This is a genomic window from Rhodococcus sp. WB1, assembly GCF_001700945.1.
GTDB lineage: Bacteria > Actinomycetota > Actinomycetes > Mycobacteriales > Mycobacteriaceae > Rhodococcus > Rhodococcus aetherivorans.
In genome coordinates, this window is record NZ_CP015529.1 from 3746236 (window position 1) to 3761068 (window position 14833).

The following is a 14833-nucleotide window of genomic DNA, read 5'->3' on the forward strand; positions in this document are numbered from 1 at the left end:
CCTTACGTGTCGTCGCCGGGGTGCACCCGCACGACGGTCTTGATGTTGCCGGGTGTCCGGTCGGATTCGAGTGCTTCGGCCGCCCTCTCGAGCGGGAAGCGGGCGGTGACCATCGCGTCGAGGTCGACGCGGCCGGTGGCGGCGAGGGCGATCGCCGTCGGCCAGGTGTGTGCGTAACGGAAGACGCCGGTGAGGACCAGCTCGCGGTTCTGGATCAGCTGGACCGGCAGGTTCATCGTCTCGGCGCCGGAGCCGACGAGGACGACGGTGCCGGCGGGCCGGACCGCCCGCATCGCGGCGGCGACCGCGGCGGGGGCGCCGGAGGCGTCGATGTAGGCGTCGACGTGCAGGTCGCTGACGTCGTCGGTGCGCGGGTCGAGCGTGGCGGTCGCCCCGAACTTCCGGGCCAGCGCGCGCCGGTCCGCGTCGAGGTCGGTGACGACGATGTCGATGGCGCCGAACGCGCGGGCGACCTGCGCGGTGACGATCCCGATGGGGCCCGCGCCGGTGACCAGGACCCGGGAACCGGCGGTGACGCCCGCCTTGCGGACGGCGGCGATGCCCACGGACAGCGGTTCACAGAGGGCGGCGGCGTCGTCGGAGACGGTGTCGGGCACGGGGTGGGCGAATTCCGCCCCGATGGTGACGTAGTCGCAGAAGGCGCCGTCGACGGGTGGGGTGGCGTAGAACCGCATGTGCGGGCAGAGGTTGTAGCGCCCGCGCCGGGTTTCGTCGGTGGTGGGGTCGGGGCGCTGCGGCTCGATGGACACACGCTGCCCGACCCGGCCGGCGGGGACGCCGGCGCCGACCGCGGCGATCGTGCCGGCGGCCTCGTGGCCGAGGACGAGCGGGGCCTCGACGACGAATTCGCCGATGCGGCCCTCCCGGTAGTAGTGCGTGTCCGATCCGCACACGCCGACGGAGGTGACCCGGACGAGCACGTCGCCGGGTGCGGGTTCGGGGACCGGCCGTTCGCGCATCTCGATCCGTCCGGGTTCGACGAGGACGGCGGCGCGCATGCCGGCCGGGATCGACGGGGGTGTTGTGTGGGTCACATTGCCGATGCTAGCGTACTGAGCAAATGAACGCACCCATGAGCATTTGCTCACGGTGTTCCTCCGAACCAGGAGATGTCGTGACCGTCCCCCACGTGACGAACCAGCCCGCGGCCGCCGCCGCGCCGGAGGAGCTGCGCCTGGCGCTGCGCGCGGCGACGCTGTACTACCTGGACGGCCTCACCCAGGCGGAGGTCGCGACGCGCCTCGGCGTCTCCCGGCCGACCGCGGGACGCCTCGTCGCCCGGGCCCGGGCCCAGGGCCTGGTGCGCATCGAGGTGAACGTGCCGGCCAACCTGCGCGACGACCTGCACGCCGACGAGGAACGCGCCCTCGAGGAGCGCTTCGGCCTGCTCGAGGCCGTCGTCGTCGGCGACGGCGTGGACGCGGCCGGCCCGCTCGACGAGGCCGCCAGCTTCGCGGGCGTCGGACGGGCCGCCGCCGCCCTGATCAGCCGGCGGATCCGCGCGACGGACACCCTCGGATTCACGTGGGGCCCGGAGACCGTGGCCGTCGCGCAGGCCCTGCCGCCGGGCGGGGCGACCTGCGCGACGATCGTCCAGCTCGACGGCGCCGTCACCGCGTCCGACTACCAGACCGGCGCCGAGTACGTGCTCGGACGATGCGCGGAACAGTTGCAGGCCAAGATGGTCCGCCTCCCCGTTCCCCTGTACGCCGACCCCGCGACGGTCGCGTCCATGCGTGCCGACTCGATGATCTCCCGCACCCTGGACATCGGCCGCCGCGCCGACATGATGATGTTCGGCGTGGGGGCGGTGTCCACGTCGACCACCCTGTTCGAGGGCAGCTACCTCGACACCGCCATGCTCGACTCCCTCACCGACCTCGGCGCGGTCGGGGAGATCGCGGGACGGTTCTTCCACGCCGACGGCACGGCCGTCGGCGGGGACCTCGACCGTCGCGCCGTGTCGGTCTCGCTCGACGACATCCGCGCCTGCCCCGGCACGGTCCTCGTCACCGGCGGGGCCGCCAAACACCAGGCCGCGCTCGGGGCGCTGCGCGGCGGCCTGGCCACCATGCTCGTGTGCGACATCGAGTGCGCACGTTGGCTACTCGACCGATAACCCCACCGGAGAGACCGAAGAAGAGGCGACGATCGGTGAACACATCCAGAACGACCACCCGAATGCTGGTGGCCGGAGCGGGGGCGCTCAGCCTCACGCTCACCGGCTGCGCCGGCGCCGGCTCGCTCGGCGCCTCCGACCAGACCGTCACCATCGCGATGGTGTCGAATTCCCAGATGCAGGACGCCCAGCAACTCGCCGCGCAGTTCGAGGCCGAGAACCCGGACATCGACCTGCGGTTCGTCACGCTCTCGGAGAACCAGGCCCGCGCGAAGATCACGGCCTCCACCGCGATGGGCGGCGGCGAGTTTGACGTGGTGATGATCAGCAACTACGAGACCCCGCAGTGGGCGGAGAACGGTTGGCTGACCAACCTCTCCGACTACGCCCGGCAGACGGAGGGCTACGACGAGGACGACTTCATTCCCTCCCTGCGCGAATCGCTGTCCTACGACGGCGACATGTACTCGGTGCCGTTCTACGGCGAGTCCTCGTTCCTGATGTACCGCAAGGACCTGTTCGAGCAGGCCGGCATCGCCCTGTCCCCCACCCCCACATGGGACGAGGTCGCCGCTGCCGCCGCCCGCCTCGACAGCCCCGACACCGCCGGGATCTGCCTGCGCGGCAAGCCCGGCTGGGGTGAGGTGCTCGCCCCGCTGAACACGGTGATCAACACCTTCGGCGGCCGGTGGTACGACGAGAACTGGAACGCGCAGCTCACCAGTCCCGAGGTCGTCGAGGCCGTGCAGTTCTACGTCGACCTGGTGCGCGAGCACGGCCAGCCGGGCGCCGCCACCAGCGGTTTCAGCGAATGCGCCACGCAGCTCGCCCAGGGCCGCGTCGCGATGTGGTACGACTCCACGTCGGCGGTCTCCACCCTCGAGGACCCCGCGTCGAGCAACGTGGTCGGAAAGATCGGGTACGCGCCGGCACCGATCCGGGTCAAGGACGACGCGGGCTGGCTCTACAGCTGGTCGCTCGGCATCCCCGTCGACAGCGACAACGCGGACTCGGCGTGGCGGTTCGTCTCGTGGATGACGAGCAAGGAGTACCTGCGCACCGTCGGCGAGACCCTCGGCTGGGAGCGGGTGCCGCCCGGCAGCCGGCTGTCCACCTACGAGATCCCCGAATACCGTGAGGCCGCAGCCGCTTACGGGCCGCTCACCCTCCGGTCCATCGAGAACGCGACCCCGGACGCCCCGACGGTCGAGCCGGTGCCCTACACCGGCGTCCAGTTCCTGGCCATCCCCGAGTTCCAGGACCTCGGAACCCGCGTGAGCCAGCAGATCAGCGCCGCGATCGCCGGCCAGAAGACCGTCACCGAAGCGCTGGAACAGGCCCAGGAATACGCCGACGTCGTCGGTGCCACCTATCGGGAGGATCAACAATGACAACCGTGGCAGTCGGCGCACCCACCGCCGACGACTCGGAACGCATCCGCCGGGTGCGGGAAGCCAAGAGCGACGCGGTCTCCCGCGCGGAAGGCTGGCGCCGCCGGGGGCCCCTGCTGCCGGCCCTGATCTTCATGATCGTGGTCACGCAGATCCCGTTCGTGTTCACCCTCTACTACTCCACGCAGTCGTGGAACCTGGTGCGCCCGGGCTCGCGCAGCTTCGTGGGCCTGCAGAACTACGCGGACGTCTTCCGCGACAGCCAGTTCCGCGAGGTCGCCGTCAACACCGTGATCCTCATCGTCGGCACCGTGCTGATCTCCGTCGTGCTGGGCCTGCTGCTCGCGCTGCTGCTCGACCGGGTCTTCCTCGGCCGCGGCATCGTCCGCACCCTGCTCATCACGCCGTTCCTGGTCACCCCCGTCGCGGGAGCGCTGATGTGGAAGACCGCGATGTTCGATCCCGTGTTCGGCATCGTCAACTTCGTGCTCTCCCCGTTCGGCGTCGGGCAGATCGACTGGGTCAGCCGCTACCCGCTCGCCGCGGTGATGGCCAACCTGGTGTGGCAGTGGACCCCGTTCATGATGCTGCTCATCCTGGCCGGGCTGCAGTCCATGCCGCGTGACACCCTCGAGGCCGGCCGGGTCGACGGGGCCGGCGCCTTCGCCCTGTTCCGCGAGCTGACGCTGCCGCACCTGCGGCGGTTCATCGAACTCGGCGCCGTGCTCGGCGCGATCCACCTGGTCAACACGTTCGACGCCATCTACATGATGACCCAGGGCGGACCGGGCACCGCCAGCTCCAACCTGCCGTTCTACATCTATCAGCGGGCGTTCCTCGGCTTCGACATCGGCCAGGCCGCCGCCATGGGCGTGGTGGTCGTCGTCGCCACCATCGTCGTGGCCACCGTCGCGCTGCGGCTGATCTTCACATCGTTCACGGGCAAGGAGGAGGCCGCCTGATGAGCACCACCGCCCCCACCACACAGCAGCTCCCCGCACCGGAGACCGTCCCGGCGCGCCCACGGAAACGTAAGCACCGCAAGGCAAATCCATGGGGCGTCGTCGCCTGGATCGCCGCCCTGGGGTTCTTCTTCCCGGTGTTCTGGATGGTGCTCACCGCCTTCAAGCAGGAGGCCGACGCCTACTCCGATCCACCGAAGTTCTTCTTCACACCCACCCTCGACCAGTTCCGCGCGGTGTTCGACACCGGCGTCGGTGTCAGCCTGCTCAACTCGGCGTTCGCCACCGGCGTGTCGACGATCCTCGTCCTGCTGCTCGGCGTGCCCGCCGCGTTCGCCCTGTCGCTGCGGCCGGTGCGCAAGACCAAGGACGCCCTGTTCTTCTTCATCAGCACGAAGATGCTGCCGATCGTCGCCGCGATCATCCCGCTGTACGTGATCGTCGCGAACATCGGTCTGCTCGACAATATTTGGGCCCTGATCATCCTCTACACCGCGATGAACCTGCCGATCGCGGTGTGGATGATGCGCTCGTTCTTCCTCGAGGTGCCGGGCGAGCTGCTCGAGGCGGCGAGCATGGACGGCGCCGGCCTGTGGACGTCGGTGCGGGAGGTGATCCTGCCGCTCGTCTCGCCCGGCATCGCCGCCACCGCCCTGATCTGCGTCATCTTCTCCTGGAACGAATTCTTCTTCGCCGTCAACCTCACGGCGGTGCAGGCGCAGACGATTCCCGTGTTCCTCGTCGGCTTCATCACCGGCGAGGGCCTGTACTGGGCTCGCCTGTCCGCGGCCGCGACGATGGCGGCGCTGCCCGTCGTCCTCGCCGGCTGGGTCGCCCAGAACAAGCTCGTGCGCGGCCTGTCGTTCGGCGCAATCAAGTAACTCTCCCGATCACTTTCGAAGGAATCGTCATGGCCGAGATCACCTACCGCAACGCGTCGTGCATCTACGAGAACTCCGACACCCTCGCCGTCGACTCGCTGAACCTGGACATCCAGGACGGGGAGTTCGTCGTCCTGGTCGGACCGTCCGGCTCCGGCAAGAGCACCGCGCTGCGGATGCTCGCCGGACTCGAGGACATCGACGAGGGCTCGATCAGCATCGGCGGCCGCGACATGGTCGGCGTGCCGTCGAAGGACCGTGACATCGCGATGGTCTTCCAGAACTACGCCCTGTACCCGAACAAGACCGTCGCCGAGAACATGGGCTTCGCACTGAAGATGCGCGGCGTGAGCGCCGACGAACGGCGGCGCAAGGTCGAGCAGGCGGCGAAGCTGCTCGACCTCACCGACTACCTGGACCGCAAGCCCGCCAAGCTCTCCGGCGGCCAGCGGCAGCGCGTCGCGATGGGCCGGGCGATCGTCCGCGAACCGCAGGTGTTCTGCATGGACGAACCGCTGTCCAACCTCGATGCCAAGCTGCGGGTGCAGACCCGCACCCAGATCGCCGCGCTGCAAAGGCGTCTCGGCACCACCACGGTGTACGTCACGCACGACCAGGTCGAGGCGATGACCATGGGCGACCGGGTGGCGGTGCTGCGCGGCGGCACGCTGCAGCAGTTCTCCTCCCCCACCGAGCTGTACGACCGGCCCGCCAACGCGTTCGTCGCCGGGTTCATCGGCTCGCCCGCGATGAACCTGCTCGACGCGCGGATCGTCGACGGCGGCGTGCAGATCGGCAGCACCGTCGTCGACGTCGAACGGGACCGCATCGCCTCGCTGCACCGCGCCGGCCTCGAGACCGTCACCGTCGGGATCCGGCCCGAACAGCTGGAGATCACGGACGGCGACGGCGTCGAGGCCATCGTCGACCTCGTCGAGGAACTCGGCAGCGAGTCGTACGTGTACACCCGCGTCGCGCGCAGCGACACCACCCTCGTCGCGCGGTCGCTCACCCGCACCCCGGCCCGGCTCGCGGACACGATCCGGCTGCGCAAGCGGGAGGGCTCGGTGCACCTGTTCCATCCGGAGACGGGCGAACGCGTCGGCGACTGACCGGCCGGCGGTGAACCTGCGCCGGAACCGGCGGTGAACCTGCGCCGGAACCGGCGGTGAACCTGCGCCGGAACCGGCGGGGGTCGGTACGGTCGGGACGTGCTCTTCTCGACGATCGTCGCCACCTCACGGGCCGTCGGCACCACCCGGTCGCGACGGACCAAGGTGGAAGAACTGCGCAGCCTCCTCGCCATCCTCGACCCCGTGGAGGTCGAGCCCGCGGTGTCGTGGCTGGCGGGCGAGCCCCGCCAGGGCCGCATCGGCGTGGGCTGGCGCACCCTCGCCGGGGCCCGCGTCGACCCGGCCGACGCGCCGTCGCTGACCGTCTCCGACGTCGACCGGGCCTTCACCGAGCTCGCCGGTCTGGCCGGGACCGGATCGACGGGGCGGCGCCGCGAACTGCTCGCCACGCTGCTCGGCGCGGCCACCACCGCCGAACAGGAGTTCCTGGTGCGGCTGCTCACCGGGGATCTGCGGCAGGGCGCGCTCGAGGGCGTGATGACCGACGCGGTGGCCGCCACGGCCGGTCTGCCCGCCGAGACGGTGCGCCGGGCGTTCATGCTCTCCGGGCAACTGTCCGTGACGGCGGCCGCCGCGCTCACCGGCGGCGCCGACGCGCTCACCGCGTTCCGTCTCGAGGTGGGCCGGCCGATCAGGCCGATGCTCGCCTCTCCCGCGCCGTCCCTCGCCGACGCCTACAGCCGGTTCGGCGGCGACGTCAGCGTCGAATACAAGCTCGACGGCGCCCGCATCCAGGTGCACCGCCACGACGAGACGGTGCGGGTGTTCACCCGCACCTTGCGCGAGATCACCGGCAGCGTACCGGAACTCGTCGATCTGGTCGCCGCGCTGCCGTGCACGTCGGTGGTGCTCGACGGCGAGACCCTGGCGCTCGACCCCGAGGGCCGGCCCCGGCCGTTCCAGGAGACCATGAGCCGCTTCGGCGCCGAGTCCGCCCACGATCTGTTGCTGCACCCGTACTTCTTCGACTGCCTGCACCTCGACGGCGTCGACCTGCTCGACGCACCGCTCGCCGAGCGTCTCGACGCCCTGCAGCGGGTCGCCCCCGAGCACCGGATCCCGGGCGTGCTGCAGCCGGACGACGCCGCAGCCAAGGCCCAGTTCGAGGCCGCGCTCGCCGCCGGCCACGAGGGCGTCGTCGTCAAGGACCTCACCGCACCCTACGCGGCGGGCCGGCGTGGCCGCGCCTGGCAGAAGGTCAAGCCGGAGCACACCCTCGACCTGGTGGTGCTCGGCGCCGAGTGGGGCTACGGCCGCCGCACCGGGTACCTGTCCAATCTCCATCTGGGCGCGCGGGACCCGGACGGCGGTGAACCGATCATGGTCGGCAAAACGTTCAAGGGGCTGACCGACGCGCTGCTGCAATGGCAGACCGAGGAATTCCCGCGTCACGAACGCAGCCGCGACGCACACGCGGTGTACCTGCGACCGGAGCTGGTCGTGGAGATCGAACTCGACGGCGTGCAGGTCAGCCCGCGCTACCCCGGCGGGGTGGCGCTGCGATTCGCGCGGGTGGTGCGCTACCGCCCCGACAAGACGGCTGCCGAGGCGGACACGATCGACGCGGTGCGGGCGCTGCTGCCGGCGACGGATTCCGGTTAGCGCCCCGCACTTCCGCCCGATACCGGATGTCGCTCGTGGCCGGTCATGCCCGCCCCTGGGCGAGCGACTCGACCACGGTGGCGAACATGGTGGACTTGATGACACCGAGGGTGCCGGGGTCTTTCCCCACGAGCGGGGTGACGAGCTCGACGGCGGCATCCAGGACGGTACCCTCGCCGGCTGTGCGGTCGACCAGGCCGGCAGCCTCGGCCTCGAGGCCGCCGTAACGGTGCCCGGTGGTCATCGCGGTGACTGCAGTCTGCGGGGTCAGCTTGGCCTGGATCAGGGCGGCCATGCCCGGCGTGAACGGGATGTGGATGTCGACCTCGGGGAAGCAGTAGTAGCCCCGGTCGGCGCGCATCACCCGGTAGTCGTGCGCGATGCCGAGCATGGCGCCCGCCCCGAACGCGTGCCCGACCACCGCGGCGACTGTCGGCAACGGGAAGGTGAGGATGCGGCTGAACAGCGCCTGCACCCGGCCGACGTACCACTGCGCCCGATCACCGTGCGCCGTCAACCATTCCAGGTCCAGGCCGTTGGAGTAGAACTTCCCCGTCGCCGTGGTGACGAGCGCGTGCGCGTTCTGCTGCGCTTCGTCGAGGAGGCGGTCGACGGTGTCGAGCCAGTCCGGGGAGAACCGGTTCTCGTCGTCGCCGAGGTCGAGGACGGCGATCTTGTCCCGGTAGGTCAGAGTGGCAGTCATCGAGAACCTTTCGTGTGGCCGCCGCGCCGGGGCGGCGCCGGCGGAGGATCGAGGGCGAGAACCGCACGGACCGCGGCCTCGAGGCGTTGCCGCAAGGCGGTGTCGGGGACACGCCGACGCCGGAGCAACAGCCCTGTGGGCAGACCGACGACGCAGTCCTCGACGACCGCGACCGCACGCGCGTCGCCGCGGCCCCACAACGTCCGAGTCAGGCGAACGAGCAGCGCGACCAGAACCGAATCGAGCCGGCTCAACTCTGCGGCGACATCCTCCGGCAGGTCGGACCCGAGCAACTCGTCGCGCCGGACGGTGAGCAGAAGACGCGAGGACTCGGGGAAGCGGGCGGCGAACGCCGCCGGGGTATCGGCAGCTGCGACGACGGCGTCGACCCCGACGGCCCAGCCCGGCGCCGAGGCGGAGCCGAGAACCTCGTCGACCGCCGCGTGTTGCAGGTCGAGGAAGCGGTGGGCCGCGCGCAACCAGGCCCGGCCGACCAGCCCGCCTCGTGAGCCGAACGCGTGATACAGAGCGCCGTTCGACATCCCCGTGGCCGCGGCGACCGCACGCAGCGTCACCGCACTCGCGCCACCCTCCACCACCAGACTTTCGGTGGTGTCGAGAACCTCGTCGAGGTCATGGATGCGGGGGCGGGGCACAGCGGGACCATAACAGAACATGCGCTCTATTACTAGGCGGTAACCGCGGGGTGGCGATCGGCTGCGCTGCCGAACCGCGGCCGGCCGTGCCGCGTCGCGTCGCGGACGGAGGCCCCCGTTTCGCTGTCGGTGAATACCCCGGCCCCGGCGCCGGCATCGTGCGAGACTTCGGGGCATGTCAGCAGCGGACCGGCCCGCCGTCGCGGATCTCGACGCCCGGCGCCGACAGCACCGTGCCAAGCGGCCGCGGCCCGAGCGCCTGCTGCGCGAGGTCTACGGGGAGATCCTGCGCGACGAACGCCGGGATCAGGACCGCAGCCTCGCCGACGTCGCGGCCGCGGTCGGCATGTCCAAGCAGTACCTGTCCGAGATCGAGCGCGGCCGCAAGGAGCCGTCGTCGGAGGTGCTGCGCTCGGTGTGCGGCGCGCTGCACCTGCCCGTCGAGCACCTGCTCTCGCGCGGGATCCGGCGGTTGACCGCCGCGCGAGTGAACGCGCAGGTCGAGCGGGTGCGCGACCCGCGCGTGGAGCTGTGCGCCGCCTGAGCCCCGGTCCCGCTGAGCGGAACCCGTGGTATCGCCCGTCGCTTCGGGGCTGGAGAATCCGCGTCCGACCCGACGATCCCCCCACTGCCGAGGAGACGAGCATGGATGCCGCCGGCCGTTTCGAGAACAAGGTCGCCTTCGTCACCGGCGCAGCCCGCGGCCAGGGCCGCGCCGAGGCGGTGCAGTTCGCCCGGGAGGGCGCCGACATCATCGCGATCGACGCGTGCATCGATTTCGCCTCGACCGCCTACCCGGGCGCCACGGAGGAGGATCTCGCGGAGACCGTGCGGCTGGTCGAGACGACCGGGCGTCGCATCGTCGCCACGACCGCGGACGTGAGGGACTTCGACGCGCTCTCGCGGGCACTCGCCGACGGCGTGGACCGGCTCGGCCGGCTCGACGTGGTCGTCGCCAACGCCGGCATCTGCTCGGGCGCGCTGTCGTGGGAGATCACCCTCGAGCAGTGGCGCGAAACGGTGGACGTCAACCTCACCGGAGTGTTCCACACCGCGAAGGCCGCCGTGCCCTACCTGATCGAGCAGGGCGAGGGCGGCGCAGTCGTCTTCACCAGTTCCGTCTCGGGTCTCAAGGGCACCCCGTTCACCGGCCACTACGTCGCGACGAAGCACGGCATCACCGGACTGGCGAAGACGATGGCGAACGAACTCGGCGAGCATCGGATCCGGGTCAACACCGTCCACCCGGCCGGGGTGGAGACCGGTATGAAGGTCAGCGACCTGCACCCGCTGATCGCGAAGTACGCGACCACTCTCGGCCCGATCTACATGAACTCCCTGCCGTACGAGATCCTGCAGCCCGAGGACGTCGCGGCCGTCGTCGCGTGGGTGTGCTCGGACGAGGCGAAGTACATCACCGGCGCGCAGATCCCGGTCGACCTGGGGAACCTGATCCGCTGAGCGCCCCCACCCAACGTGGCCGAATGTCACACCGCTTCGATCCGAGCGAACGCATGTCACATTCGGCCACCCGAAGGGGGGAGTGCACCCTGCGGCCCGGCCACTACGGCTCGCGGTCGACGATCAGCTCGTCGGCGAGCCCGTAGTCGATGGCCTCCTGCGCGGTGAAGACGCGGTCCCGATCGGTGTCCTTGCGCAGGCGCGCCGGGTCCTGACCGGTGTGCTCGGCAAGGATCTCCTCGGTCTGCGCGCGGATCCGCAACACCTCTGCGGCCTGGAGCGACAGGTCCGAGATCGTGCCCTGCCCCTGCGTCGACGGCTGGTGCAGCAGCACCCGCGAGTGGGCGAGCACGAAGCGCCGGCCCGGTGCTCCGGCCGCGAGCAGCACCGCCGCCGCGGACGCGGCCTGACCCATGCAGTACGTGGCGACGGGCGGCCGCAGGAACCGCATCGTGTCGTACACGGCCATCATCGCGGTGCTCGACCCACCGGGCGAATTGATGTAGAGGCCGATCTCCCGATCGGGCGACTCGGCTTCGAGGTGCAGCAGCTGGGCCATCACGACGTTCGCGACGCCGTCGTCGATCTCCGTGCCCAGAAAGATGATTCGCTCGTTCAGCAGCCTGCTGAACACGTCGAAGGACCGCTCCCCCGCCGGCGTCCGTTCGATCACGTGCGGAATCGTGTACTGGGACATGATCACAACCCCATCCGGCGACCGGCCGCGAACGGGGCGAGCTGACCGAACGAGTCGACCACTGCGTCGACGATGCCGTACTCGCGGGCCTGCTCGGGCGTGAACCACCGGTCCCGGTCGCTGTCGGCGGCGATCTGCTCCACCGGGCGCCCGGTCTCGGCCGCCAGGATCTCCTCGGACTGGCGCTTCATGTATTCCCAGTTGTCGGCCTGGATGGCGATGTCGATCGCGGTGCCGCCGATCCCCGCCGACGGCTGATGCATCATGATGCGACTGTGCGCCAAGGCGATCCGCTTGCCGTGCGTGCCGGCGGCGAGCAGCACCTGCCCCATGCTCGCGGCGAACCCGAGAGCCACGGTGACCACGTCGTTCGGAATCAGCTTCATGGTGTCGTAGATCGCGAGCCCGGCGAGGACCGATCCGCCCGGCGAGTTGATGTAGACGACCACGTCGCGTTCGGTGTCGGCCGTGGCGAGCAGGACGAGTTCGGAGCAGACCCGTTCGGCCGTGTCGTCGTTCACCTCCCCGGTCAGCAGCACCGTGCGGTGCTGGAAGAGCCGGTCGGCGAGTTGGTCGCGGTAGTTCAGCGGTGGTGTGGTGATCATGACCGTCATCCTGGCGCCGGCTCCGCGCGCCGGGGCGCTTCGTCTGCCGACGGCAGACACAGGTGATGTTGCAGGGGCGCGACCGGCGGATACGCTCCGGAGGTGACCTGGTCCCTGGAGTTGGTGCCCACCGCCGTCGGGGTGGCACTGCTCGTCGGGACGACGACCGCGGTGCTGTGGGGCTACCGCGCCCCGCATCAGTTCGCGCCGGCGATCGCGGTGCTGCGGGGCGCCGTGCAACTGGCCCTGATCAGCGTGGTGCTGTCCGGGGTGATCACGAATCCGATCTGGGTGGGCGCCGCCCTGCTCGTCATGTTCACCGTGGCGGCTCTCACCGCATCGCGCCGGATCGGCTGGAGCCCGGGACACGTGGCCCTCGTATCCGGTGCGATGGCGCTCGGGATCGCCGTGACGCTCACGATCGTCTTCGTCACCGGCGCCATCGAGTTCTCCCCGCGGTACGTCCTGGCCATCGGCGGCATCGTCGTCGGCAACGCCATGACGATCGCGACCCTCGCCGGGCGGCGCTTCACGGAACTGACCGGGGACAACTGGGACACCGTCGAGGGCTGGCTCGCGCTCGGTGCGACGCCGCGGCAGTCCACCCGCGAGCTCACGCGCCTGGCCGTCCACTCGGCGCTGATCCCGTCGACCGACCAGACCAAGACCACCGGGCTGGTGACGCTGCCGGGCGCCTTCGTCGGCGCGATCTTCGGGGGTGTGTCCCCGCTCGAGGCCGGACGCTTCCAGATCGTGGTGCTCGCCGCGATCATGGCCGCCGGAACGATCACCGCCGTCGTCCTCGTCTCCGGTCTGGCACCGGTCCGTACCCGGCCCGGCCTGCCGGACTGATCTCCGCTGCGCCCCGGACCGGGAGGCCGGGGGGCGTAGGATCGCAGGCAACCACTCGGTGCACGTTCGGTCGCCGCAGGGAGCGAGGATGGGCCCGTCGACGGTGCTCGACCACGCGCGGGCAGCGTTCCACGCGCGGGACTGGACGCGGGCGTTCGACGCGTTCCGCGCCGCCGACGCGCACGAGCCCCTCACCGCCGACGACCTCGACCTGTTCGCACGGTCGGCGTATCTGGTCGGCCGGGACGACGACTGCGCGACGCTGTACGAACGTGCGTTCTCGGCCCATCTCGACGCCGACGACCCCGAGCGGGCCGGACGCAGTGCCTTCTGGCTCTGCTTCCTGCTGATGAACCGTGGTGAGGTGGCGCGCGCCGGCGGCTGGCTCGCCCGGGCCCAGCACCTGAGCGAGCCCGGACGCCCGGACTGCGCGACGCGCGGCTTCCTGCTGCTGCCGGCGGCGGTGCAGGACATGCATGCGAACCGCCCGGCCGACGCCCTGCCCGCGTTCACCGCCGCCCAGGAAATCGGCCGGTCCTGCGGCGACGCCGACCTCGTCGCGCTGAGCACCCTCGGCATCGGGCAGTGCCGCATCCTGCTCGGCGACGTCACCGGCGGTCTCGGCACGCTGGACGAGGTGATGGTCGGCGTGACCCTCGAAGAGGTCTCGCCGGTCGTGGCCGGCCTGGTGTACTGCGCGGTGATCGAGGCCTGCCAGGACACGTTCCAGCTGCAGCGGGCCAGGGAATGGACGCGGGCACTCGGCCGCTGGTGCGACGCCCAGCCCGGCCTCGTCCCGTTCCGTGGACAGTGCCTCGTACACCGCGCGGAGATCCTACAACTGGAGGGCGCCTGGACGGAGGCCATGGACCTGGCCCGGCTCGCCTTCCGTCGGCTGTCGGACCCACCGGGGCAACCGGCCGTCGGCATGGCCCTGTACGAACAGGGTGAACTGCACCGGCTGCGCGGCGAGTTCGACGAGGCCGAGGACGCCTACCGCCGCGCGGGCCGGCTGGGCCGCGAGATCCAACCGGGCATGGCGCTGTTGCGTCTGCGTCAGGGCGACCCCGACGCGGCGCTCGCCGGGATCCGGCGGGCGCTCGGCGAATCGCTTCCCCTCTATCGTCCGCGGCTGCTGGCGGGCCACGTGGAGGTCGCGCTCGCCGTCGGCGACGTCGCGGCCGCGCGCCGCAGCGCCGACGAACTCGCGGCGCTGGCCCGCGAACAGGACGCTCCGGCGTTGAGCGCGATCGCCGAGCAGGTCACCGGGGCCGTCCTGCTCGCCGAGGGCGCACCGCGCGCCGCCCTCGACCGGCTGCGCCGCTCGTGCGGGCTCTGGCGCGGGTTCGAGGCGCCCTACGAGTGCGCGCGGGTGCGGGTGCTGCAGGGCCGCTGCTGTGATGCGCTCGGCGATGCCGAGTCGGCGCGGCTCGAGTACGAGGCCGCGGCGGCGACGTTCCGGGACCTGCACGCCGAGCCGGACCTGCGGGACCTCGCGCGAGTGCCGACGCGGCCGGCCGCGCGGGGCCGGCTGACCCCGCGCGAGGTCGAAGTGCTGCGGGCCGTCGCCACCGGGAAGACCAACCGGGCCGTGGCCCGTGAACTCGTGTTGAGCGAGAAGACCGTGGCGCGGCACCTGAGCAACATCTTCACCAAGCTCGACGTGTCGTCCCGGGCGGCCGCGACGGCATACGCGTACGAGCACCACCTGCTCTGAGCTGCACAGAATTACCCATCCGGGTTCTCGGGC

Annotated in this window: 15 protein-coding genes; 10 read left to right on the forward strand and 5 right to left on the reverse strand. The window is 70.9% G+C overall.

Annotated features, from left to right (window positions below):
- Positions 1–2: 2 nt before the first annotated feature.
- Positions 3–1019: an NAD(P)-dependent alcohol dehydrogenase gene (locus tag A4U64_RS16525; RefSeq protein WP_006933851.1), complete on the reverse strand. Its 1017-nt coding sequence runs from the start codon at positions 1017–1019 to the stop codon at positions 3–5.
- Between the two features lie 116 nt (positions 1020–1135).
- On the opposite strand from A4U64_RS16525, the gene A4U64_RS16530 reads away from it, so the two are divergent.
- The 6 genes from A4U64_RS16530 to A4U64_RS16555 all read left to right on the forward strand — a co-directional run bounded on the left by A4U64_RS16530 (position 1136) and on the right by A4U64_RS16555 (position 8109).
- A complete protein-coding gene (locus tag A4U64_RS16530) occupies positions 1136–2140 on the forward strand; it encodes a sugar-binding transcriptional regulator (RefSeq protein WP_006933848.1) in 1005 nt (334 codons plus the stop codon).
- A 62-nt stretch (positions 2141–2202) separates the two neighbouring features.
- On the forward strand, positions 2203–3531 hold the full coding sequence (locus tag A4U64_RS16535) for an ABC transporter substrate-binding protein (protein ID WP_006933846.1): 1329 nt from the start codon (positions 2203–2205) through the stop codon (positions 3529–3531).
- Positions 3528–4493: a carbohydrate ABC transporter permease gene (locus A4U64_RS16540; RefSeq protein WP_006933844.1), complete on the forward strand. Its 966-nt coding sequence runs from the start codon at positions 3528–3530 to the stop codon at positions 4491–4493. The genes A4U64_RS16535 and A4U64_RS16540 overlap by 4 nt, the downstream gene beginning before the upstream one ends.
- Positions 4493–5374: a carbohydrate ABC transporter permease gene (locus A4U64_RS16545; protein WP_006933843.1), complete on the forward strand. Its 882-nt coding sequence runs from the start codon at positions 4493–4495 to the stop codon at positions 5372–5374. Before A4U64_RS16540 ends, A4U64_RS16545 begins: the two co-directional genes overlap by 1 nt.
- A gap of 29 nt (positions 5375–5403) precedes the next feature.
- Positions 5404–6486 (forward strand): ABC transporter ATP-binding protein, encoded by a 1083-nt coding sequence (locus tag A4U64_RS16550; protein ID WP_006933842.1) that lies wholly within the window; start codon positions 5404–5406, stop codon positions 6484–6486.
- 99 nt (positions 6487–6585) lie between these two features.
- Entirely contained in the window at positions 6586–8109 is a 1524-nt protein-coding gene (locus A4U64_RS16555; RefSeq protein WP_065922840.1) for an ATP-dependent DNA ligase, read from the forward strand.
- 43 nt (positions 8110–8152) lie between these two features.
- On the opposite strand, the gene A4U64_RS16560 is transcribed toward A4U64_RS16555, so the two are convergent.
- The gene (locus A4U64_RS16560) at positions 8153–8812 is read right to left on the reverse strand and encodes an enoyl-CoA hydratase-related protein (RefSeq protein ID WP_006948048.1); all 660 of its coding nucleotides are present in this window, start codon (positions 8810–8812) and stop codon (positions 8153–8155) included.
- Positions 8809–9468 carry a TetR/AcrR family transcriptional regulator gene (locus A4U64_RS16565; protein ID WP_006948046.1) on the reverse strand — a complete coding sequence of 220 codons (660 nt, stop codon included), beginning with the start codon at positions 9466–9468 and terminating at the stop codon, positions 8809–8811. Before A4U64_RS16565 ends, A4U64_RS16560 begins: the two co-directional genes overlap by 4 nt.
- 175 nt (positions 9469–9643) lie before the next feature.
- Here A4U64_RS16565 and A4U64_RS16570 point away from each other — a divergent pair, with 175 nt between their 5' ends.
- Complete coding sequence (locus tag A4U64_RS16570; RefSeq protein WP_050034842.1) at positions 9644–10012, forward strand: helix-turn-helix domain-containing protein; 369 nt, start codon at positions 9644–9646, stop codon at positions 10010–10012.
- A 101-nt stretch (positions 10013–10113) separates the two neighbouring features.
- Entirely contained in the window at positions 10114–10929 is an 816-nt protein-coding gene (locus A4U64_RS16575) for a mycofactocin-coupled SDR family oxidoreductase (protein ID WP_006948042.1), read from the forward strand.
- A 103-nt stretch (positions 10930–11032) separates the two neighbouring features.
- On the opposite strand, the gene A4U64_RS16580 is transcribed toward A4U64_RS16575, so the two are convergent.
- Both A4U64_RS16580 and A4U64_RS16585 read right to left on the reverse strand, forming a co-directional pair.
- Positions 11033–11626 (reverse strand): ATP-dependent Clp protease proteolytic subunit, encoded by a 594-nt coding sequence (locus A4U64_RS16580; protein ID WP_029542284.1) that lies wholly within the window; start codon positions 11624–11626, stop codon positions 11033–11035.
- A gap of 2 nt (positions 11627–11628) precedes the next feature.
- Complete coding sequence (locus A4U64_RS16585; protein ID WP_029542283.1) at positions 11629–12231, reverse strand: ClpP family protease; 603 nt, start codon at positions 12229–12231, stop codon at positions 11629–11631.
- Between the two features lie 102 nt (positions 12232–12333).
- Between A4U64_RS16585 and A4U64_RS16590 the strand changes: the two genes are divergently transcribed.
- Together A4U64_RS16590 and A4U64_RS16595 are read left to right on the forward strand one after the other, a co-directional pair.
- Positions 12334–13083, forward strand: a complete 750-nt coding sequence (locus A4U64_RS16590) for an ABC transporter permease (RefSeq protein ID WP_043799209.1) — start codon at positions 12334–12336, stop codon at positions 13081–13083.
- 88 nt (positions 13084–13171) lie between these two features.
- Positions 13172–14800 (forward strand): LuxR family transcriptional regulator, encoded by a 1629-nt coding sequence (locus tag A4U64_RS16595; protein WP_006948036.1) that lies wholly within the window; start codon positions 13172–13174, stop codon positions 14798–14800.
- Positions 14801–14833 lie beyond the last annotated feature (33 nt).

Bases quoted from the DNA above. Each gene is read 5' to 3' on its own strand.
- A4U64_RS16525 (WP_006933851.1), bottom strand. From the start codon at position 1,019: ATGCGCGCCGCCGTCCTCGTCGAACCCGGACGGATCGAGATGCGCGAA.
- A4U64_RS16535 (WP_006933846.1), top strand. From the start codon at position 2,203: ATGCTGGTGGCCGGAGCGGGGGCGCTCAGCCTCACGCTCACCGGCTGC.
- A4U64_RS16540 (WP_006933844.1), top strand. From the start codon at position 3,528: ATGACAACCGTGGCAGTCGGCGCACCCACCGCCGACGACTCGGAACGC.
- A4U64_RS16545 (WP_006933843.1), top strand. From the start codon at position 4,493: ATGAGCACCACCGCCCCCACCACACAGCAGCTCCCCGCACCGGAGACC.
- A4U64_RS16550 (WP_006933842.1), top strand. From the start codon at position 5,404: ATGGCCGAGATCACCTACCGCAACGCGTCGTGCATCTACGAGAACTCC.
- A4U64_RS16560 (WP_006948048.1), bottom strand. From the start codon at position 8,812: ATGACTGCCACTCTGACCTACCGGGACAAGATCGCCGTCCTCGACCTC.
- A4U64_RS16570 (WP_050034842.1), top strand. From the start codon at position 9,644: ATGTCAGCAGCGGACCGGCCCGCCGTCGCGGATCTCGACGCCCGGCGC.
- A4U64_RS16575 (WP_006948042.1), top strand. From the start codon at position 10,114: ATGGATGCCGCCGGCCGTTTCGAGAACAAGGTCGCCTTCGTCACCGGC.
- A4U64_RS16580 (WP_029542284.1), bottom strand. From the start codon at position 11,626: ATGTCCCAGTACACGATTCCGCACGTGATCGAACGGACGCCGGCGGGG.
- A4U64_RS16585 (WP_029542283.1), bottom strand. From the start codon at position 12,231: ATGATCACCACACCACCGCTGAACTACCGCGACCAACTCGCCGACCGG.
- A4U64_RS16595 (WP_006948036.1), top strand. From the start codon at position 13,172: ATGGGCCCGTCGACGGTGCTCGACCACGCGCGGGCAGCGTTCCACGCG.